The 19,986-nt window shown below is 40.5% G+C and carries 17 protein-coding genes and 10 tRNA genes; 19 read left to right on the top strand and 8 right to left on the bottom strand.

Annotation, left to right across the window (positions count from 1 at the left end; all coding sequences use genetic code 11):
* From ychF to KG708_RS01490, 11 genes are all read left to right on the top strand, one after another.
* Window positions 1–1,092 carry a redox-regulated ATPase YchF gene (gene ychF / locus KG708_RS01540; RefSeq protein ID WP_008467970.1) on the top strand — a complete coding sequence of 364 codons (1,092 nt, stop codon included), beginning with the start codon at window positions 1–3 and terminating at the stop codon, window positions 1,090–1,092.
* A 319-nt stretch (window positions 1,093–1,411) separates the two neighbouring features.
* Window positions 1,412–1,488, top strand: a tRNA-Met gene (locus KG708_RS01535).
* 69 nt (window positions 1,489–1,557) lie between these two features.
* Window positions 1,558–1,642 (top strand) — tRNA-Leu (locus tag KG708_RS01530).
* Window positions 1,643–1,681: 39 nt separating this feature from the next.
* Window positions 1,682–1,756, top strand: a tRNA-Gln gene (locus KG708_RS01525).
* Between the two features lie 5 nt (window positions 1,757–1,761).
* Window positions 1,762–1,838: transfer RNA gene (locus KG708_RS01520), tRNA-Met, on the top strand.
* A gap of 176 nt (window positions 1,839–2,014) precedes the next feature.
* Window positions 2,015–2,099: transfer RNA gene (locus tag KG708_RS01515), tRNA-Leu, on the top strand.
* Between the two features lie 41 nt (window positions 2,100–2,140).
* Window positions 2,141–2,215: transfer RNA gene (locus KG708_RS01510), tRNA-Gln, on the top strand.
* A gap of 146 nt (window positions 2,216–2,361) precedes the next feature.
* Window positions 2,362–2,446, top strand: a tRNA-Leu gene (locus KG708_RS01505).
* A 41-nt stretch (window positions 2,447–2,487) separates the two neighbouring features.
* Window positions 2,488–2,562, top strand: a tRNA-Gln gene (locus tag KG708_RS01500).
* Between the two features lie 39 nt (window positions 2,563–2,601).
* Window positions 2,602–2,686 (top strand) — tRNA-Leu (locus KG708_RS01495).
* Between the two features lie 39 nt (window positions 2,687–2,725).
* Window positions 2,726–2,800, top strand: a tRNA-Gln gene (locus KG708_RS01490).
* A 141-nt stretch (window positions 2,801–2,941) separates the two neighbouring features.
* Here KG708_RS01490 and KG708_RS01485 read toward each other — a convergent pair.
* Window positions 2,942–4,123, bottom strand: coding sequence for an FAD-dependent monooxygenase (locus tag KG708_RS01485; RefSeq protein ID WP_213607798.1), 1,182 nt, complete (start codon window positions 4,121–4,123; stop codon window positions 2,942–2,944).
* A 256-nt stretch (window positions 4,124–4,379) separates the two neighbouring features.
* Between KG708_RS01485 and miaB the strand changes: the two genes are divergently transcribed.
* The 5 genes from miaB to lnt are packed head-to-tail and all read left to right on the top strand — an operon-like array spanning window position 4,380 to window position 9,839.
* Complete coding sequence (gene miaB, locus KG708_RS01480; RefSeq protein WP_213607797.1) at window positions 4,380–5,825, top strand: tRNA (N6-isopentenyl adenosine(37)-C2)-methylthiotransferase MiaB; 1,446 nt, start codon at window positions 4,380–4,382, stop codon at window positions 5,823–5,825.
* A gap of 54 nt (window positions 5,826–5,879) precedes the next feature.
* The gene (locus KG708_RS01475) at window positions 5,880–6,938 is read left to right on the top strand and encodes a PhoH family protein (RefSeq protein ID WP_213607796.1); all 1,059 of its coding nucleotides are present in this window, start codon (window positions 5,880–5,882) and stop codon (window positions 6,936–6,938) included.
* A gap of 4 nt (window positions 6,939–6,942) precedes the next feature.
* Window positions 6,943–7,401: an rRNA maturation RNase YbeY gene (gene ybeY / locus KG708_RS01470; protein WP_213607795.1), complete on the top strand. Its 459-nt coding sequence runs from the start codon at window positions 6,943–6,945 to the stop codon at window positions 7,399–7,401.
* Between the two features lie 22 nt (window positions 7,402–7,423).
* Window positions 7,424–8,308 (top strand): CNNM family magnesium/cobalt transport protein CorC, encoded by an 885-nt coding sequence (corC, locus tag KG708_RS01465; RefSeq protein ID WP_213607794.1) that lies wholly within the window; start codon window positions 7,424–7,426, stop codon window positions 8,306–8,308.
* On the top strand, window positions 8,289–9,839 hold the full coding sequence (lnt, locus tag KG708_RS01460) for an apolipoprotein N-acyltransferase (protein WP_213607793.1): 1,551 nt from the start codon (window positions 8,289–8,291) through the stop codon (window positions 9,837–9,839). Before corC ends, lnt begins: the two co-directional genes overlap by 20 nt.
* Window positions 9,840–9,916: 77 nt before the next feature.
* Here lnt and KG708_RS01455 read toward each other — a convergent pair whose 3' ends face one another.
* The 3 genes from KG708_RS01455 to KG708_RS01445 are packed head-to-tail and all read right to left on the bottom strand — an operon-like array spanning window position 9,917 to window position 11,341.
* Window positions 9,917–10,261, bottom strand: coding sequence for a 2OG-Fe(II) oxygenase (locus KG708_RS01455; protein WP_213607792.1), 345 nt, complete (start codon window positions 10,259–10,261; stop codon window positions 9,917–9,919).
* 34 nt (window positions 10,262–10,295) lie between these two features.
* Entirely contained in the window at window positions 10,296–10,748 is a 453-nt protein-coding gene (locus KG708_RS01450; protein ID WP_213607791.1) for an ATPase, read from the bottom strand.
* A 17-nt stretch (window positions 10,749–10,765) separates the two neighbouring features.
* A complete protein-coding gene (locus KG708_RS01445) occupies window positions 10,766–11,341 on the bottom strand; it encodes a hypothetical protein (protein WP_213607790.1) in 576 nt (191 codons plus the stop codon).
* 94 nt (window positions 11,342–11,435) lie between these two features.
* Here KG708_RS01445 and KG708_RS01440 point away from each other — a divergent pair, with 94 nt between their 5' ends.
* Window positions 11,436–12,404, top strand: coding sequence for an IS30 family transposase (locus KG708_RS01440; protein WP_213607586.1), 969 nt, complete (start codon window positions 11,436–11,438; stop codon window positions 12,402–12,404).
* A 171-nt stretch (window positions 12,405–12,575) separates the two neighbouring features.
* A complete protein-coding gene (locus tag KG708_RS01435; RefSeq protein ID WP_213607789.1) occupies window positions 12,576–13,100 on the top strand; it encodes a CIA30 family protein in 525 nt (174 codons plus the stop codon).
* 22 nt (window positions 13,101–13,122) lie between these two features.
* Here KG708_RS01435 and KG708_RS01430 read toward each other — a convergent pair whose 3' ends face one another.
* The 4 genes from KG708_RS01430 to KG708_RS01415 form a co-directional block, all read right to left on the bottom strand.
* On the bottom strand, window positions 13,123–13,635 hold the full coding sequence (locus KG708_RS01430; RefSeq protein WP_213607788.1) for a hypothetical protein: 513 nt from the start codon (window positions 13,633–13,635) through the stop codon (window positions 13,123–13,125).
* Between the two features lie 140 nt (window positions 13,636–13,775).
* Window positions 13,776–14,252, bottom strand: a complete 477-nt coding sequence (locus tag KG708_RS01425; RefSeq protein WP_213607787.1) for an FKBP-type peptidyl-prolyl cis-trans isomerase — start codon at window positions 14,250–14,252, stop codon at window positions 13,776–13,778.
* Window positions 14,249–16,675 carry an AAA family ATPase gene (locus KG708_RS01420; RefSeq protein ID WP_213607786.1) on the bottom strand — a complete coding sequence of 809 codons (2,427 nt, stop codon included), beginning with the start codon at window positions 16,673–16,675 and terminating at the stop codon, window positions 14,249–14,251. Before KG708_RS01420 ends, KG708_RS01425 begins: the two co-directional genes overlap by 4 nt.
* A gap of 78 nt (window positions 16,676–16,753) precedes the next feature.
* Window positions 16,754–17,212, bottom strand: coding sequence for a hypothetical protein (locus KG708_RS01415; protein ID WP_213607785.1), 459 nt, complete (start codon window positions 17,210–17,212; stop codon window positions 16,754–16,756).
* A gap of 184 nt (window positions 17,213–17,396) precedes the next feature.
* Here KG708_RS01415 and leuS point away from each other — a divergent pair, with 184 nt between their 5' ends.
* Complete coding sequence (gene leuS, locus KG708_RS01410) at window positions 17,397–19,985, top strand: leucine--tRNA ligase (protein WP_213607784.1); 2,589 nt, start codon at window positions 17,397–17,399, stop codon at window positions 19,983–19,985.
* The last annotated feature ends 1 nt before the right edge of the window (window position 19,986 follow it).

Raw genomic sequence — 19,986 nt, 5'->3', positions numbered from 1 at the left:
ATGGGTTTTAAATGTGGCATTGTTGGCTTGCCTAATGTTGGTAAATCAACACTTTTCAATGCATTGACTAAAGCGGGTATTGAAGCCGCTAACTTTCCTTTTTGTACCATTGAACCTAATACAGGTGTGGTACCGGTGCCAGATCCTCGCCTAGACGAACTTGCTAAAATTGTTAACCCGCAACGTATTCTTACAACCAGTATGGAATTTGTGGATATTGCAGGTTTAGTTAAAGGTGCATCGAAAGGTGAAGGCCTAGGCAATCAGTTTTTAGCAAATATTCGTGAAACAGATGCGATTGGCCATGTAGTTCGTTGTTTTGAAGATGAAAACGTTATTCACGTTGCTGGTACTATCGACCCTGCTGACGATATTGACGTGATCAACACCGAGCTAGTTCTTGCTGATATGGACAGTGCTGATAAAGCAATGTTCCGTAATGCAAAAAAAGCAAAAGGTGGCGATAAAGACGCTAAAGAGCAAAATGCGGTACTTGAAAAAGTAAAAGTGCATCTTGATGAAGGCTTAACTTTACGTTCTTTAGCGCTAACAAAAGAAGAAAAAGCAGCCATTGCGCCTATTAACTTCTTAACTATTAAGCCAACTATGTATATTGCTAACGTGGCTGAAGACGGATTTGAAAATAACCCACTACTTGATCGTGTCCGTGAAATAGCCGCCGCTGAAGATGCGGTTGTTGTACCTGTGTGTGCAGCTATCGAATCTGAGCTTTCTGAGCTTGACGAAGAGGACAAGTTAGAGTTTATGGCGGATCTCGGTCTTGAAGAGCCTGGACTTAACCTTGTTATACGTGGTGGCTATGAGCTACTACATTTGCAAACCTACTTTACCGCCGGTGTAAAAGAAGTACGTGCATGGACTATCCCTGTGGGTGCAACAGCGCCACAAGCAGCGGGTAAAATCCATACCGACTTTGAACGTGGCTTTATCCGCGCACAAACAATTGCTTTTGATGACTTTATTGCATTTAAAGGTGAAAGCGGTGCAAAAGAAGCAGGTAAAATGCGCCAAGAAGGGAAAGAGTACATTGTTAAAGATGGCGATGTAATGAACTTCTTGTTCAACGTATAATCAAACATTGCACCACGTTAAGTGGCTAATTGTTTTTAAAGGCTCGTTTGTACGAGCTTTTTTATTTTCAGCCGAAAAAAGTAATAATTAGTCTACCCTTACTATAGACTTAGAATTGTAAGGCAAAGCCAAAATTACAATGCTACGCTTATAAAGAGTGTTAAAAAAGCAACGTTTTAATTAAAAAGTAGCCGGTTAGGCTATTTTTCCTGCAAACAAACCAACTTAAGTGTTTTTTTGCAAAAAATATGTTGACGAATTTGGGGCATATCAGCATAATACGCCCCGCACTCAGCGATGAAGTGTTAACAGAAAAGATGGCTAAGTAGCTCAGCTGGTTAGAGCACATCACTCATAATGATGGGGTCACAGGTTCAAATCCCGTCTTAGCCACCATTTATTTTTTGTTGCTCAATGAAGAGTTTAAAATAACTACCATTCCTTTGATTAATTCAAAGCGATAATGCGGGAGTGGCGGAATTGGTAGACGCGCTGGATTTAGGTTCCAGTATCTTAGGATGTGAGAGTTCAAGTCTCTCCTTCCGCACCATATTCTTGATAAGAATTAAAACTATCAATTGTTTATTGTTGGGATATCGCCAAGCGGTAAGGCACCAGGTTTTGATCCTGGCATTCCCAGGTTCAAATCCTGGTATCCCAGCCAACAATGGCTAAGTAGCTCAGCTGGTTAGAGCACATCACTCATAATGATGGGGTCACAGGTTCAAATCCCGTCTTAGCCACCATTTCTTTTCTAGAAGTGGCTCTGCAAGAGTTAAATTGCAACTCAATGAAGAGTTTAAAATAACTACCATTTCTTTGATTAATTCAAAGTAATAATGCAGGAGTGGCGGAATTAGCCGGTGTCTTAAACAGGCGCTAGATTTAGTTCCAAGACAATAAAATCTGCGTTTAAAGCAATGCGGGAGTGGCGGAATTGGTAGACGCGCTGGATTTAGGTTCCAGTATCTTAGGATGTGAGAGTTCAAGTCTCTCCTTCCGCACCATATTCTTTGATAAGAATTAAAATTATCAGCAATTTCTTAGTTGGGATATCGCCAAGCGGTAAGGCACCAGGTTTTGATCCTGGCATTCCCAGGTTCAAATCCTGGTATCCCAGCCAACTTCTTCTACCAAAGAATGTTGAATTAAGAAATACTCTGTTAGGAGTATAAATATAAATTTGTATGCGGGAATGTTAGAATTGGCAGGTGTTTTGTATTAGACGCTGGATTTAGATTCTAAGATGTTAATACCTGTATATGCGATGCGGGAGTGGCGGAATTGGTAGACGCGCTGGATTTAGGTTCCAGTATCTTAGGATGTGAGAGTTCAAGTCTCTCCTTCCGCACCATATTCTTTGATAAGAATTAAAATTATCAGCAATTTCTTAGTTGGGATATCGCCAAGCGGTAAGGCACCAGGTTTTGATCCTGGCATTCCCAGGTTCAAATCCTGGTATCCCAGCCAACTTCTTCTACCAAAGAATGTTGTATAAGAATAAGCACTGCGGGAGTGGCGGAATTGGTAGACGCGCTGGATTTAGGTTCCAGTATCTTAGGATGTGAGAGTTCAAGTCTCTCCTTCCGCACCATGTTCTTAATTAGAACTAAAACTCATCCAAATTTAGCGTTGGGATATCGCCAAGCGGTAAGGCACCAGGTTTTGATCCTGGCATTCCCAGGTTCAAATCCTGGTATCCCAGCCAATTTACACACTTGTTTAATTACACTCTCCTACTATCTAAAAACACCTTAATTTATATATTTTATTGTTTTCTTCATCTTTATAAACTAATAGCGTTTTTCATAGACATAAAAAAAGACCCAAATTTGAGCCTTTTCAACAACTAACTAAACTCACCACTGATTGCGTATTTTAAGACCCAGTTTTTTACCGGCCCTGTATTATTAGCTAACTTTAAAAATGTGCTGCGCGCCCATTTTAATGGGGCTATTTGGTTTGAGAAACCAAAGTAGCAAGCATCCATCATACTCATCATTAATAAATTAGCTTTACGGCGACTACGCTCGTACTCTTTAAGCATTAGCGGGCAACCTACATCATCAGCTGTACGCAACACTTCAGCTAAGGCAGCCACATCTTGAAAGCCTAAATTAACGCCCTGCCCTGCCAGTGGGTTAATGGTGTGCGCCGCGTCACCCACTAAAACGAGTCTTCCCTGTGAATAAGTATTAGCATGCTGCCTTGCTAAAGGAAATATAGCATGGCTTTGTACTTCAAAATCACCAGCAAGCTTAGGAAACTTTTCAACAATGTGTGCTTTTAGTGCACTCGATGACAGGTCTTTAAATGCCTTGAGGGTATTTGCATCGTCATACCAAATTAAATTAGCGTAAGGTGCCTGCATAGGTAAAAACGCAACCGGCCCCGAAGGGGTAAACTGCTGCCATGTTTTTACTTGTTGTGGTGCATCGAGTTTTATTAACACGCCCATACAATGCTGCTGATATTGCCACCCAGTTATACCAATATTAGCTTTGCTGCGTAATTGTGATTGCCCACCATCGGCTGCAATTACTAAATCGGCCGTATAGCTTTGTTCGTTGTAATGTAAGGTTATGCTATCAAGGTTTTGCTCAATCGCAGTTAAAGCCGATGACGGATTAATTATTTCAATATGATGCTGTTCAAATTGCTGCCATAAGCTTGCTTGAATTAGCTTATTTTCAATTAAATGACCTAAATGAGTGGTATTAATAGCATGGCAATCAAATAATAAATGATCGTTACCACGCTCAAAAGCTTCTAATTGTTCATAGGGAGCCAATCTATTTGCTCGCAATAGTGTCATCGCACCGAGCTGATCAAGCAGTTTTTCAGAAAAACGATTAATGGCTGATACACGTATAGCAACTTCATTATTACTGAGAACTTGCGGCGCGTTTATTGGGTGTTTTTCTATCACACGTACGGCTTTGCCTTGTTGCGCTAATTTAATCGCCATAGCGGCACCAACCATGCCGCCGCCTACTATTATTACATTATTTTTAGCCATGTTTTTCATCATTTAAATTCTGACTTAACTCTGTTTTAATTGTATCGTAATTAGTTTGCTCTGTGTGAGCGCTTCGCTTAATTCTCTTATTAAACCCACACTATATTGATTTCAGATCACAAACATGAAATCTATACTTGGTTTTGCGCGTGTATCCAGCTAAAATACGCGTCCTTTAAGTCGAGCAAAATTTAATAATTGCGCCACTTATACCTGTTTCTAGCACATGTTTGTGCGACTATCGAATTGAACACGAGGCTATATTTCAATGAGCAAAAAGCTGCATATTAAAACCTGGGGTTGTCAGATGAACGAATACGACTCACAGAAAATGGCTGATCTTCTAGATGCGACCAACGGCTATCAGCTAACTGAAGAAGCTGCTGATGCTGATGTTATATTACTTAACACCTGTTCAATTCGTGAAAAAGCGCAAGAAAAAGTATTTCACCAACTAGGTCGTTGGAAGTTATTAAAAGATGACAAACCAGACCTGATTATTGGCGTTGGCGGCTGTGTTGCATCGCAAGAAGGCGATTCAATTCGTCAACGTGCTCCGTTTGTCGATGTTATTTTTGGCCCACAAACATTGCACCGTTTACCTGAAATGATTAAACAAGTGCAAGGTAACAAAGGGTCATCAGTAGTTGATATTTCATTCCCAGAGATTGAAAAATTTGACCGCTTACCAGAGCCAAAAGCTGAGGGCCCTTCTGCGTTTGTGTCGATTATGGAAGGATGTTCTAAATACTGTACCTTCTGTGTTGTACCTTACACGCGCGGTGAAGAAGTAAGTCGCCCTGTTGATGACGTGTTATTGGAAATTGCACAGTTAGCTGAGCAAGGCGTTCGTGAAGTTAACCTACTAGGTCAAAACGTAAATGCGTACCGTGGTGATACACACGATGGGGATATTTGTTATTTTTCAGATCTGCTTCGTTTGGTGGCTGCGATTGACGGCATTGACCGTATTCGTTACACCACCTCGCATCCCGTTGAGTTTACACCTGACATTATTGATGCATACGCCGATGTACCTGAGCTGGTTGATCATTTACACCTACCAGTTCAAAGTGGCTCAGACCGTATTTTAAACTTAATGAAACGCGGCCATACTGCCCTTGAGTACAAATCAACAATTCGTAAGCTGCGTAAAATTCGTCCTAACTTGAGTATGTCGTCAGATTTCATTATCGGATTCCCAGGTGAAAGCAAGGCGGACTTTGAAGCCACAATGAACCTGATTAACGATATTGGTTTTGATATGAGCTTTAGCTTTATTTACAGTGCTCGACCAGGTACGCCGGCGGCCGATTTACCAGATGACGTCAGTGAGCAAGAGAAAAAAGAGCGCCTATACTTATTACAAAACCGTATTACACAAATGGCGCAGCAAATTAGTCGTCAAATGTTTGATACCGAACAACGTATTTTAGTTGAAGGTCCTTCTAAGAAGAACCCAATGGAATTACGTGGCCGTACTGAAAACAACCGTGTCGTTAATTTTGTTGGCCCACATACAGTGATCGGCCAATTTGTTGACGTACGTATTACTGAAGCATTACCTAACTCTTTACGTGGCGATTTAATTCGTACAGAATCAGAAATGAACTTACGCCGCGACATTGCGCCTTCTGCTATTTTAACCAAAGCAGCGAGTGAGCAAAAAACCGAGACAGCTAACGAAATTGGCGTTGCTACTTTCGTACCTTAGTTGCAAAAATTCATTGCGCCAGCTAACGTTGGCGCACTGTAATAGGAAGTAATTTTGAGTAATCAGTTAAAAACATTAGAGATTTATTTAGAACCTGCCGACAATAAACGCCTTTCTTCATTATGTGGCCCGTTTGACGAAAACATCAAACAAATTGAACGCCGACTAGGTGTTGAAATTATTCATCGTGATAACTTCTTTAAAGTTACCGGAAAGCTGCAAAGTAGCGCCGCCGCGGTAGAGATCTTAAAAAACCTTTACATTGATACTCAGCCTGTACGTGGGGAAATTGGGGAAATTGAACCTGACAACGTCCATTTAGCCATCACTGAGTCTAAAGCGCTAGAACAAGACACCTCAAGTAGTTCATACGGCAAAGAAATGATGATTAAAACCCGTCGTGGCGTTATTAAACCGCGTAACGATAATCAAGGCTTGTATGTTGCTAATATTTTACATCACGATATTACTTTTGGTATTGGCCCTGCAGGTACGGGTAAAACTTACCTTGCTGTTGCAGCCGCTGTTGATGCGCTAGAGCGCCAAGAAATACGTCGTATATTGCTCACTCGCCCTGCGGTTGAAGCGGGTGAAAAACTCGGCTTTTTACCCGGTGATTTAAGCCAAAAAATAGATCCCTACCTACGCCCACTTTACGATGCTTTATTTGAAATGTTGGGTTTTGAACGCGTTGAAAAGTTGATTGAAAAAAACATCATCGAAGTCGCCCCGCTTGCTTACATGCGTGGACGCACACTTAATGATGCGTTTATTATTTTAGATGAAAGCCAAAATACCACCACTGAGCAAATGAAAATGTTCTTAACCCGTATTGGTTTTAACTCTAAAGCGGTGATCACCGGCGACATCACTCAAGTTGATTTACCTCGAGGCGCGCGCTCTGGCCTTCGTCATGCTATTGAGGTATTAGATGGCGTAGAGGAAATTAGCTTCAACTTTTTTAAATCGCACGATGTAGTTCGCCACCCTGTAGTAGCACGTATAGTAGAAGCCTATGAGCGCAACGATGAGCGTGAACGCCTCAGGCGATTAGAAAAACAACAAGCCAAAGAAGCGCTCGTTGCTCAAGAGCAACTTGCAACTAAAGAGTAATATCGTGAAAACAGAACTTGATTTACAAATAGCGTGTGAGTTTGACAACTTACCCAGCCTTGAGCAGTTTGCTATGTGGGCGGATAAAGTGCTTAGTCAATACCGTGATGAATCTGAGCTAAGCATTGTTATTTGTGATGAAGCACAATCACAACAGCTTAATAACGATTATCGTGGTAAAAATAAGCCAACCAACGTGTTATCGTTTGAATTTGAAGCGCCACCGGGTATTGATATCCCACTTGTGGGTGACTTAATTATTTGTCCAGCCATTGTTTTGGCTGAGGCGCAAGAGCAAGAAAAGTCATTTCATGACCATTTTGCACACATGGTTATTCATGGATGCTTGCATTTACTTGGATTTGACCATATAAAGAGTGATGATGCGTTAGAAATGGAAAGTATAGAGAAAAAAATACTTTTCGAACTAAACATAGCAGACCCATATCGGGACGATATTTAAATAAACGGAGCATTTAGACGTAATGAGCGACGATAACTCGCAATCTAGCCAGGGTTCTTCTGGCAAAACTTGGCTGGGCCGTATAACCCAGATGTTGCAAGGGGAACCCCAGAATAGAGAAGAGCTGGTTGAGGTAATTGCCGATGCCCAAGAACGGGATGTCATTGATCCTGAAACCAAAGAAATGATCGAAGGTGTGCTTGGTGTGTCTGAGCTTAAAGTGCGTGATATTATGATCCCGCGCTCACAGATGGTTACTTTGGAGATTGATAGCCCCCTTGAAAAACTAATACCTATGATGGTTGACTCTACCCACTCTCGTTTTCCGGTGGTATGTGAAGATAAAGACCATGTAGAGGGTATTTTACTGGCAAAAGATTTATTACCGTTAATCCTTAATAAAGATGATCATCTGCCTTCTCTTCGTGACTATTTACGCCCCGCTATGGTAGTCCCTGAGAGTAAACGAGTAGATACTTTGCTAAATGAATTTCGCCAACAGCGTTATCATATGGCAATAGTTATAGATGAATATGGCGGTGTATCTGGTTTAGTGACTATTGAAGATATTCTTGAAATTATCGTTGGTGAAATTGAAGATGAACACGATGAAGAAGAAGAACAACAAGATATTCGTCAACTCGCTAAACATGTATACGTAGTGCAAGCACTTACCCCTGTAGATGACTTTAACGAGTATTTTAAAACAGGATATAGTTCACAAGATGCAGATACTATTGGAGGGACTGTGTTGCACGCATTTGGCCATATGCCAAGTCGTGGAGAAACTATTGATATAGACGGACTTCAATTTAAAGTGACCAACTCAGATAACCGTCGTATTTTGCAACTGCAAGTCACTATTCCTAAGGCTGATGATACAGACAGTGAAGAAACTGCTAACTAGTCTCACCTTACTAGCAAAAGATAAAAAAGCATGGCTCGCACTGGTTGCGGGCCTTGTTTTGACTTTTAGCTACGCCCCTTTTGGTATTTGGCCAATTGTATTTTTTAGCATAGGCTCACTATTTTTTTGTATCCCTGCAAAACTTAATGGAAAACCACCTGCTAAAACGGCTGCTAAATATGGCTTTATATTTGGTTTAGGCTGGTTTGGTGCAGGTATAAGCTGGGTGCATGTCTCCATTGCCACTTTTGGTGGTTTACCACTGATAGCCTCTATTGCATTAATGGTGCTACTGTGTAGTTATCTTGCCTTATTTCCTGCGCTAGCGCTGTGGGCGACCACTCGTTTTTCAAGCGGTTCCAAAAGCTTTGCAGCGCTACTACTCCCTTGTTTTGCGATTAGTGAGTATTTGCGAGCCAACCTGTTAACCGGTTTTCCTTGGCTTAGCTTTGGTTACACACAAACAGACAGCCCGCTTAATGCTCTGGCTCCCCTTATTGGCGAGTTTGGATTGACACTATTATGTATAGCCATTGGTTTTGCACTTTACTGTTTAACTCAAAAACAATATAAAGTGCCTGCTATTACCGCTGCTGTGGTTGTTTTAGCCTTTGCGGGTGCACATTTTACAAAGGCACCCCATTACTCCAACAAAGACCTCTCTGTGCTGCTTGTACAAGGTAATATAAAACAACACTTGCGCTTTGACCCCAGTGAGTTTTGGACCACCATGAGCACGTATCAGGATATGACACGCCCACATTGGAATGCCGATTTAATTGTGTGGCCTGAAGCCGCAGTGCCGGAAATAGAAGCGCTTGCCGATTCATATTTAGCAGGCTTAGACAGTGCCGCCTCATTTAATAAAACCGCGCTAGTAACGGGTATTGTCGATTATCAACGCGATACAAGAACCATTTTTAATACACTTATTGTGGTCGGTAATAAAGAGAAAAATGATGAACACGGCCACTACCGTTATTTAGATAGTAACCGCTATCAAAAGCATCAGTTATTGCCTATTGGTGAATTTGTTCCCTTTGAAGATATATTACGCCCTATAGCTCCGTTATTTGATTTACCCATGTCATCGTTCTCTCGCGGTGATAAAGTACAAAATAATTTACGCGCGAATGGCTTTAATCTACTGCCCGCCATTTGCTATGAAATAGTCTTTGCCGATTTAGTGCGGGGTAACTACAAAAGCGACTCTGATTTACTATTTACCGTAAGCAACGATGCTTGGTTTGGTGATTCTATTGGCCCCCACCAGCATATGCAAATTGCACGCATGCGCGCCCTAGAACTACAACGTCCACTAGTACGTGTTACCAACAACGGTATAAGCGGTGTATATGACCCCATAAGCCAAACACGCCAAACTATGCCACAGTTTGAAGCAACAACACTTAAAGCCAATATAAAACTCATACAAGGAGACAGCGTATACAGCCAATACGGCAATAAGTTTGTATGGGGATTTGTGTTGCTGCTGGGTGTTGCTGGGTTTGGGATTAGGTTTAGGAAGTAAATTATAGCTGATAGCTATTTGTGGTCAGCTATCAGTAAGAGAAAAGTTGCTCTGGTATCTAACCAACCTACGCAAATCTATTTTTTAATCCAGCCTATGCTTAAAATATAACGAGTCCCTTTATTTATTTTTAATACTTGGTGCTGTTCTACATCAGGCCTAAAAAGTTTAATACGACTGTAATTTATTATCAGATTTTCACAAATAAATTCACCGCCTTCTTCCGCATGTTTTAGCACAATGTTAAGTCTGAAGTGCTTACCAGTTCTCACTTTATCGGTATGCGATTTTATTTCACTCCCTTGTGGAAATTTAATTAAGTAGGCATCAAACTTAAAAGGAGCGAAAATACGGCAGAGTAGCATTTTGTCGTAGCCTGACTTTTGTCGCCCACGTTCCCAACTAAATAACTTGTTTGGCATCTATAATTACTCTAAAAAAGCTCGAATACATCCTCTAAAACCACTTAATTTTAAGCTTTGTCGAGTGGACTTTACTTGCTTGTGATCTAAATAAATTGCATTTAATATCAACATAGCTAATTTGGTTAGGCTCTAGAAAGCTGTCTGTGCCTTTGCCTACACAGTTACCAATAAACTTGCCACTTTCGTCAAATGTAGAAGCAATAACGGTTCCCGTATAAATGCTCTCATCAGTAATATTTTTTAATTCAGCCGCTATTCTTACTTGACCATTTTCTTTGTATATTTCAGAAAGAGTAAGTTTATAGTCATTATTAAATTCATCACTTGTTTCTAATGCTTTATTTGAAACCATTATTTTGAATCCACTGTCAACATCAGCGGCGATTCTTAGGGCGAACACACTAATACCACCAAGCATTGCTATTACAAACCCAACTCCCCAAAAAAAGCCTTTTATGCTCTCATTAAAGTTATTACTGTTCATTTAATTCCCTTTTAGTTTTACCATTGTATTTCGTTAACAAGATAGCCAAAGTAACTTTTTTCGCCAACTAAGTTCACTTTTGTATTTTTAAGTTTTAAAAGCTTATGCTTATCTAAATACCACCTGATGGTGTGCTGTTTGTTTGTAGATATATCTTCAAAGAGTAAACGAACGCAATTCGGCTCATAATCGCTATAACAAGCTTTAGACTCAACTAAGGTATATTCTTCAGACCAATAATCACCTAAATGATAATGCGCCCATAGTTGAATCGGTGCACAAATGACAGCCCAAAGATATGCATACAGCAAAATAGGTATCATAATGATACTTAAATATTTAAGGATAACCCCTTCTTGATCAAAGTGGGTATTAAACTGTTCTTTTGCATTTGGCGTTTTTATTAAATGAAATAGAAAGGTACACACTAAAGAAATAGTAATAAAGCCTAAAATCCAAAAACTTAAAAAGTCATAAAAACGGTTAGGGATAAAGGAGGGGTCGATTGAAGTGTACCACTCATATAGGCCAACAGGCGCGAGCATCATAACAATAAATGCTAGGATAATGAGAATCACAGGCTTTTTTGTCATATAAATCCTAAATTCGGATAATAAGTGCAATTTCTCAGATTAGATGGCCAGCTGTTATAATTCGGCCATTTTCTCGCCAAAGGAAATTGCTTTAATGAAATATAAACAGCTGACACAAGAAGAAAGATACCAGATTTACGCGTTAATAAAAGCAGGAAATAACCAAAAACAAATTGCTGATGAACTAACTCGTTCACCGTCATCTATTTCCAGAGAGTTAAAACGCAATAAAGGGCTTAAAGGCTATCGGCCTAACCAAGCCAATAATTTTGCAGAGCAAAGACGCAAATCATCTTTCAAAGCAAGTAAGTTAACAGATGAAGTTACTGAATGGATTAATAAATTGTTGCTTAACGGACTTTCGCCAGAGCAGGTGGCAGGTCGCTTAGCTTTAGAGAAAAAGGTCGTTTTACATCATGAAACGATTTATCAATATATTTACAGGGACAAGGCGCGTGGTGGTGAACTACATAAGACACTCACTCGTGCATGTAAAAAGTATAAAAAACGCTATGGAAGCTACGATAAACGTGGGCAGATAGTTAATCGAGTCAGTATTGATGAACGCCCAAGTATTGTGGATGCAAAGTCTAGGATTGGTGATTGGGAGGGTGACACAGTGATAGGCAAAGGGCGTAAAAATGCCTTTGTCACAATGGTTGAACGTAAAACGTTATATACAATCGTTCACAGAATTGAAAGCAAACATGCGCAAATAACAGCCGATGCGCTGATAAAGTGTATGACACCATATAAAGATAAGGTTATTACCGTGACTTTAGATAATGGAAAAGAGTTTGCTTACCATGAGCATATTGCACAAAAATTAGAAGCGGATGTGTATTTCGCTCACCCATATTCATCATGGGAAAGGGGCATAAATGAGAATACCAACGGCTTACTCAGGCGCTTCTTCCCCAAGGGAACTGACTTTATGGCGCTAAGTGAGTCAGAAATACAGGCGGCAGTTGATAAGCTCAACCATCGGCCAAGAAAGACAAGAGGGTATAAAACTCCTCATGAATTATTTACCGGGCAATCAGAAGTTCTGGTGGCTGCATAATGATTGCACTTAATACTTGAATTCAAGAATTAATATCCTTATGCTCTATGACATCTTTAATTTAGCTGATATTTTAATTAAGGATTACCTTATCCCAGTATTAAAATAATGAAGTGAACGATTATTACATCAAAACGTATTATTGTTAATAATGGTTTTAAGGAATTACTCATGACCACCAAACAACTCTCATCACTTTTCGTTTTTAACTTACTGCTTGCCACAACCGAGGCAAACGCTAATGCTCGCTGGTATGTAGTGAATGATTCGGTGATGGGTGGCATTTCTAATAGTCAGGTTTTGTATGAAAACGACAATTTAGTGTTTACAGGCAACGTATCACTTGCAAACAATGGCGGATTTGCTTCTATTCGAACGCTGTTAGATGTAAAAAGCCAAAATATTAGTAAAATAGTACTGCGTATTAAAGGCGATGGTCAAACCTATCAATTACGTTTAAGAACCAATGAGTACATGGATGGTGCGGCTTATACCCGCTCGTTTAGTACCACAAAGCGCGAGTGGCTTAATATTGAGTTTTTACCTGAAGATTTTCAGCTTACTTATCGCGGCCGCTTACTTGAACAACAGCCTACAATTAGCTTTAAAGAGATAAAGCAGCTTGGCTTTATGATTGCTGGTAAGCAGGCGGGGGAATTTAGGCTTGAAATAGGAAAAATTGAGTTTAAAAACTAACTTCTCTGCTTACATTACAAGGCTAAACAGTGAAGTCGTCGCCTCGCCTTTTCATTTCGTTGATTACTAGCTCAATAATTTGTTGTTTTATTGCTGCCTGCTGAGACTTCACCTCACTAAGTTGCAGCTGCAATCTATTCATCTCTTCTTGTTGTTGCTCGGTTTTATATTTTTTAGCCCCGATATGCTCAGCATCCATAGTCAACTGATAGCCCTCTTCAGCTGGCCCATATTGGCTATTATCAATGGTTAAACTACGTTGTACCGTGCTCTGCTTAAGCTTATTTACTTGCTCTTGTAATGCAACCACTTGCTGGGTGAAATATTTATATGCCTTTTCTAAATTTTGATATTGCTCAGCAAATGTTGCGTTATCTTCGCTGTATTTTTGAACCTTTGCATCTAAAAACTCTGATAAAACATAGTCAGGCTCTTCCTCTGATTTATCATCAATGTGTTGCTGTTCTGATTCTATTAAAGGCTGATTGTTATAATTAGATGCTTGATATTGAATTGAGGCGGTTGAAATCTTCATTATTTTATCCCTAAAATAAATTTGTCACTATTTTAGGTATCGACTGATATTTTAAATTCTTGAGTAGGATTGACTGATAAGAGCAAATAAAAAAGCCCTACTTGATTAAAGTAGAGCTTAAAGTGTTTTTTACCTTAAAATTACGACTCAATAGCCAGTAATTCCACCTCAAAAATAAGCAATGACGCAGGAGGTATACTCCCTACCCGCTTTTCACCATAGGCAAGCTGGTGCGGTATATAAAACTGAAATTTATCGCCCGGGCTCATCAGTTGCAGACCCTCAGTCCAGCCTTTTATAACTTGGTGCAAGCCAAAGCTAATGGGGGTTTTACGCTCTACTGAGCTGTCAAATACAGTGCCGTCGATTAAAGTGCCGTGATAATGCACTTTCACCATACTCTTTGGGCTAGGTGTATTTTCGCTATCCCCTTTATGGATTATTTTATATTGCAAGCCAGACGCAGTTTCTTGAACGCCTTCTACCTTTGCATTGGCAATTAAGTAATCACTTTCAATTTGCGCGTTAGCGATTGCTTGCTGCTTGGCTTTTTTACTGTTTTTAAAAATCAAAACGCAAAAAATAGCGATAACAATCAGTAAAATAATATTGATCATAACTCCCCTTTTTCATCTTCTGAGTCGTCTTTATCGTCGCTGTTATCGCCGTTAACAATATCAGCAATATCTTTTAATCGTGCTAATGCAATGCCATTCACTGAATCTTCTGGGTACTGCTCATCAATCATGTCACCCGCGTCAATATCCATTAGTAAGTTTAGCGCTTGGTCAACTGTTTCAACGGCGAAAATATTAAATTTACCCAGTTCAACCGCATTCAGTATTTCATCATCAAGTACTAAGTTAACTTGGTTTGATTTTGGAATAATAACGCCTTGCTCGCCCGTTAAACCACGCATTTTACATAGCTTAAAGAAGCCTTCTATTTTTTCATTTACGCCACCGATTGCTTGCACATCACCATGCTGATTAATAGAGCCGGTTAGTGCAATAGATTGGCTTATTGGTAAACTGGTGATCGCCGAAATTAGCGCACAAAGTTCAGCAAGAGAGGCGCTATCACCATCTATGTAGCCATAACTTTGTTCAATAGCGATATTCGCACTGAGTGTTAAGCTAAAGTGTTGCGCATATTTGTTACCTAAATAACCGGTAAGCAGCATTACCCCTTTTGAGTGAATTGCTTTACCCAGCTCAGCTTCGCGTTCCACATCAATAACGCCATCAGCACCCGCATAAACAGTGGCGGTAATGCGTGCAGGTGTACCAAATGAGGTGTCACCAATGTGCAGTACCGTTAAACCGTTTACTTTACCTACGGCTTGCCCGTCTGTCGCAATTAAGGTGTGCCCTTCTTTTATATCGCTGAGCATATTTTCACTAATTTGCCCCGTACGGTATTGTTTGCCTTCAATCGCTTCGTCAATATGGCGAGCATCAATCACCGTCAGTTTGTCTTGCTTAGCGTAAAAACTGGCCTCAGCCACAAGCTCTAGTACATCAGCAAAACGGGCTGAGAGTTTATTATGGTGCTCAGCTTGGCGATAACTAAACTTAAGCAATCGCACCATTGCTGATTCGTTTAACGTGCACTTTAATGTTTGCTCGCAGTAATCGCTTACTTTAGTAATAAACTGATACTGCAGCTTATCGCTGCTTGGTAAGTAATAATCAAAATCGGCAAGTACTCTAAATAACTCGGCAAATTCTTCGTCGTATTCACCGATGGTGTAATAGAGTTCACGTGAGCCGAGTAAAATAATTTTCACATCAAGCGGTATTAACTGCGGGCGAAGCGTAAAGCTACTGCCAACAACACTGTCTTGATAAGGTAAATCATTTTTAATTTGATGCGTTTTTAACGACAGTTTGAGTCCATCCCACACTTGGGGTTGAGCCATTACTTTTTCAGCATCCATAATTAAATAGCCGCCATTCGCGCGGTGCAGCGCACCAGGTTGAATTGAGCGGTAGCTAGTAATTAACGACCCTTGCGATGTGGCGTATTCAATTTTACCAAAAATATTACCAAAAGTTGGGTTCGGCTCGTAAACAACCGGTGCCGCATCGCCTTCTTTATATTCGACCAAAATATTAGGCGCAAAAAAGTCGGTAAGCATGCCTTTACGATCAAAGTCTTCTTTGTTTTCTTCGCTTTCACCTTCATCATCAAGCCATTCAAGAACGGCATCAATAATTTCTACACGTATATCTTTTAAATAACGCAGTACACCAATATGGCTGGCATATTTATGTTCTAAATCTTTTAATAACGGTTTAGTGGCTTGCTCAGCAGTAGACTTTTTAAGATTACGGAGCTTTTCTTTCGACTCGCGTTTCCAGCGCGGTAACTCAATAAGCGCCTCAATGAGGGCATCTTCTAATTTTTCTATGCGCTCAAAAAACATCTCGCGTAAGTCATCTTCAAGATCAGAAAATTCATTATCGGTAAGTTGTTTACCATCAATCAGCGGTGCAAAACCGACTACGCCTTTTTCTTCGATTAATGCCACGCTTTGTTCAAGTGCTGCTATTTCTACTGCGGTAATTGCACCGTCGTAAGCATCGTTAAATTCACGGTCTATCGATTTTTTCTTACGCTGATAGGCTGGGTTATCAAATGCAGCAGGAAAAGTGTCGAGTACTTCATCAATAAATGAGTCAATATCATCGGCTAGTTGTTTGCTTTGCCCTGCATGCATAAATAACGCAATAGGCTCACGATGATCGTCGTAGTTATTAACATATAACCATTCATGCGGTGTTGCGCGCGCTTTAGCATGTTGTTTAAGTTTATCTTTTACTAAGGTAAAACGCCCATGAGCCGCCTCTCCCATGACATAAACATTATAACCGGGTAGGTCCATTCCTAAAGAAAAGTCCAATGCACTTTGCGCACGTTGTTGGCCTATAAAGGTAAGTTGCTCAGGGTATGGATTGCTCATGCAAGTATGTACATGGCTCGATGAAATACTCGGTGCAAGATTTGATACGGGTAGTGGTAGCAATTTTTTCGTCATTCTAACTTCTTTTTTTACCAGCTTAATTGCTAGATTTGGGCATATTGAGTGGCTATGTAAGCCACTCAATATTCATATTTAAGGTTGTAAAGCCTGGCGGCTAAAATAGATGCCATCACACTGTGTACACGGAATAATTTGCGTTGCATGATAAACATCGTAACTATGGTTGCAATTCTTACATACTAATGTGCCCATGGCTATCCATTCACCTGCGCGATAAACACCATTATGCTTAAAATCTTCACTTAATGACTGCCATTCAAGCTGTGTTTTGTCTTCAATATGAGAAAGTTCAAACCACAATGACTCTTTAAGCTCCTGCCATGCAAGCGAATTATAGTAGTTGTTATTTTCTTGTAGATGAGAAATGTCACGCATTAGGTAATTACGATAAAGATAATATTTTTCTTCACCTAAATCTTTAAGTGCCTGCTCAGATTCAATAAATCGCTTTACTGCTGCTTTAACTTCATGCTCTTTTACATCTTTTAACCAATCGGTAAAGTCATTTAACCACGTTTTGTAATTTGCCATTTTTTACTCCTTAAAAGCGATTATAAATCTAGGTTTACTCTACTTGATTATAGGTTAATCTGCACTGAAAACTAATTTAGCGGCAAATTTGTAAAAAGCGCCGCTTTGGCGCTGTGAATAACGCTTTATTTGGGGTATCCTATCGACAATTTTTTATTAGTATGCAAGAAGTTTGGAAACGTAAATGCAAGAGCAATATAACCCACAAGACATAGAGTCAAAAGTCCAACGCTACTGGGAAGAAAACCAAGTATTTAAAGTCACAGAAGACGAGAACAAAGAAAAATACTACTGCCTCTCAATGTTTCCTTACCCAAGTGGTCGACTGCATATGGGTCATGTGCGTAACTACACCATTGGTGATGTGGTTTCTCGCTTTCAGCGCTTGCAAGGCAAAAACGTAATGCAACCTATGGGTTGGGATGCGTTTGGTTTACCTGCAGAAAACGCGGCTATTAAAAATAAAACAGCCCCTGCAAAGTGGACTTACGAAAATATTGACTACATGCGTAACCAGCTTAAGCAATTAGGGTTTGGTTACGACTGGGATCGCGAAATTGCGACGTGCCACCCAGAATATTATAAATGGGAACAATGGTTCTTTACTAAGCTGTACGAAAAAGGCCTAGTGTACAAAAAAATGTCAACGGTTAACTGGGATCCTGTGGATCAAACAGTATTAGCTAACGAACAAGTAATTGATGGTCGTGGTTGGCGTTCAGGCGCAGTAGTGGAACAAAAAGAAATTCCACAGTGGTTTATAAAAATTACCGACTATGCTCAAGAGCTATTGGACGACTTAGACAAACTAGAAGATTGGCCTGAGCAAGTTAAAACCATGCAGCGCAACTGGATTGGTCGCTCTGAAGGGTTAGATATCGAGTTTACACGTACCGACAATAACGAAAAGTTTAGTGTATACACCACTCGTCCAGATACGTTTATGGGTGTAACATACTTAGCCGTTGCCGGTGGCCATCCAATCGCGCAAGAAGCGGCTAAAAACAACGACGCGATTGCGATGTTTGTTGAAGAGTGTAAAAACACTAAAGTTGCCGAAGCGGATATGGCAACCATGGAGAAAAAAGGCATTGCAACGGGCTTTTACGCCACTCATCCATTGACGGGCGAGCAAGTGCCTATTTGGGTTGCAAACTTTGTATTGATGCATTACGGCTCAGGCGCAGTAATGGCAGTACCAGCGCACGACCAACGTGATTTTGAATTTGCCACCGCTTACGGCCTCGATATTAAACAAGTTATTGCCCCTGCTGAAGGTTCTGAGCTTGAAGTAAACCTAAGCAAAGAAGCATTCACCGAAAAAGGCGTACTGGTCAACTCAGGTGAATTTGATGGCCTTGACTTTGAAAACGCCTTTAACGCTGTTGCCGACAAACTAGAAGCATTGGGTGTAGGTGAGCGTAAAGTAAACTTCCGTCTTCGCGATTGGGGCGTAAGTCGCCAACGTTACTGGGGCTCTCCAATCCCAATGCTGAGCGATGAAAACGGTAACGAGCTTGCCGCCACTGAAGATATGCTCCCAGTGCGTTTACCAGAAGATGTGGTAATGAATGGGGTTACATCGCCAATTAAAGCCGACCCAAATTGGGCTAAAACCACTATAAACGGCGTACCTGCCACTCATGAAACTGATACTTTTGACACCTTTATGGAATCATCATGGTATTACGCTCGCTACTGTAGCCCGCGCCATGATGAAGGCATGTTAGACCCTGCTGCGGCTAACTACTGGTTACCTGTAAACCAATACATAGGCGGTATTGAGCACGCTATACTGCACTTGTTATACTCGCGCTTTTTCCACAAATTATTACGTGACTTTGGTTTAGTTAATTCAGATGAACCATTCGAGCGCTTATTGTGCCAAGGCATGGTACTGGCCGAAACATTTTATCGTAAAGATGAAAAAGGTGGCGACATTTGGATTTCGCCAAGTGATGTAAACACCGAAACCGACGACAAAGGTCGCGTAACTAAAGCATGGCATAAAAAAGATGGTGAACCGGTGTTCTCATCTGGCATGAGCAAAATGTCTAAGTCGAAAAACAACGGTATAGACCCACAAGAAGTTATTGCCCAATACGGTGCAGATACAGTGCGTTTATTTATGATGTTTACTGCACCACCAGAGCAAACACTTGAATGGTCAGATTCAGGCGTTGAAGGCGCACATCGTTTCTTAAAGCGTGTGTGGAAATATGCGGTAGATGTTAAAACAGTAGGTTACCAAGCACTTGATAAATCGTCGCTTACTAACCCACAAAAAGTACTACGTCGTGAGCTACACAAAGCAATCGCAAAAGTGAGCGATGATGTAGAACGTCGTCAAACCTTTAACACCGCTATTGCCGCAATTATGGAGCTTTCTAACAAGCTATTAAAAGCGCCATTAAGTGACACACAAGATGTTGCCATTGCTAACGAGGCACTGGAAGCATTAATCATTATGCTGGCACCTATTACACCGCATTTATCGCATCAATTATGGCAAGACCTAGGTAAAGAAGGTGATATTTTAGATGCGGCATGGCCAAAAGTTGACGAATCTGCTCTTGTTGAAGATGAAAAACTAATCATCGTACAAGTAAACGGTAAGCTGCGTGCAAAACTAACAGTGGCTGCTGATGCTACGCAAGAGCAAGTAGAAGCTTTGGCATTTGCAGAGCCTAACGTGACTAAATTTACTGAGGGTGCAACGATACGCAAAGTCATTTATGTACCAGGTAAATTACTTAACGTGGTAGCTAACTAAT

This window comes from Pseudoalteromonas sp. (genome assembly GCF_018402495.1).
GTDB lineage: Bacteria > Pseudomonadota > Gammaproteobacteria > Enterobacterales > Alteromonadaceae > Pseudoalteromonas.
The sequence above is the reverse complement of the archived record's forward strand: the minus strand, read 5'-3'. Positions and strand labels throughout refer to the sequence as shown.

Bases quoted from the DNA above. Each gene is read 5' to 3' on its own strand.
- KG708_RS01445 (WP_213607790.1), bottom strand. From the start codon at position 11,341: ATGACAAAAAAGCCTGTGATTCTCATTATCCTAGCATTTATTGTTATG.
- miaB (WP_213607797.1), top strand. From the start codon at position 4,380: ATGAGCAAAAAGCTGCATATTAAAACCTGGGGTTGTCAGATGAACGAA.
- KG708_RS01435 (WP_213607789.1), top strand. From the start codon at position 12,576: ATGACCACCAAACAACTCTCATCACTTTTCGTTTTTAACTTACTGCTT.
- leuS (WP_213607784.1), top strand. From the start codon at position 17,397: ATGCAAGAGCAATATAACCCACAAGACATAGAGTCAAAAGTCCAACGC.
- ychF (WP_008467970.1), top strand. From the start codon at position 1: ATGGGTTTTAAATGTGGCATTGTTGGCTTGCCTAATGTTGGTAAATCA.
- KG708_RS01425 (WP_213607787.1), bottom strand. From the start codon at position 14,252: ATGATCAATATTATTTTACTGATTGTTATCGCTATTTTTTGCGTTTTG.
- corC (WP_213607794.1), top strand. From the start codon at position 7,424: ATGAGCGACGATAACTCGCAATCTAGCCAGGGTTCTTCTGGCAAAACT.
- KG708_RS01485 (WP_213607798.1), bottom strand. From the start codon at position 4,123: ATGATGAAAAACATGGCTAAAAATAATGTAATAATAGTAGGCGGCGGC.
- KG708_RS01430 (WP_213607788.1), bottom strand. From the start codon at position 13,635: ATGAAGATTTCAACCGCCTCAATTCAATATCAAGCATCTAATTATAAC.
- KG708_RS01420 (WP_213607786.1), bottom strand. From the start codon at position 16,675: ATGACGAAAAAATTGCTACCACTACCCGTATCAAATCTTGCACCGAGT.
- KG708_RS01415 (WP_213607785.1), bottom strand. From the start codon at position 17,212: ATGGCAAATTACAAAACGTGGTTAAATGACTTTACCGATTGGTTAAAA.
- KG708_RS01455 (WP_213607792.1), bottom strand. From the start codon at position 10,261: ATGCCAAACAAGTTATTTAGTTGGGAACGTGGGCGACAAAAGTCAGGC.
- KG708_RS01450 (WP_213607791.1), bottom strand. From the start codon at position 10,748: ATGAACAGTAATAACTTTAATGAGAGCATAAAAGGCTTTTTTTGGGGA.
- KG708_RS01440 (WP_213607586.1), top strand. From the start codon at position 11,436: ATGAAATATAAACAGCTGACACAAGAAGAAAGATACCAGATTTACGCG.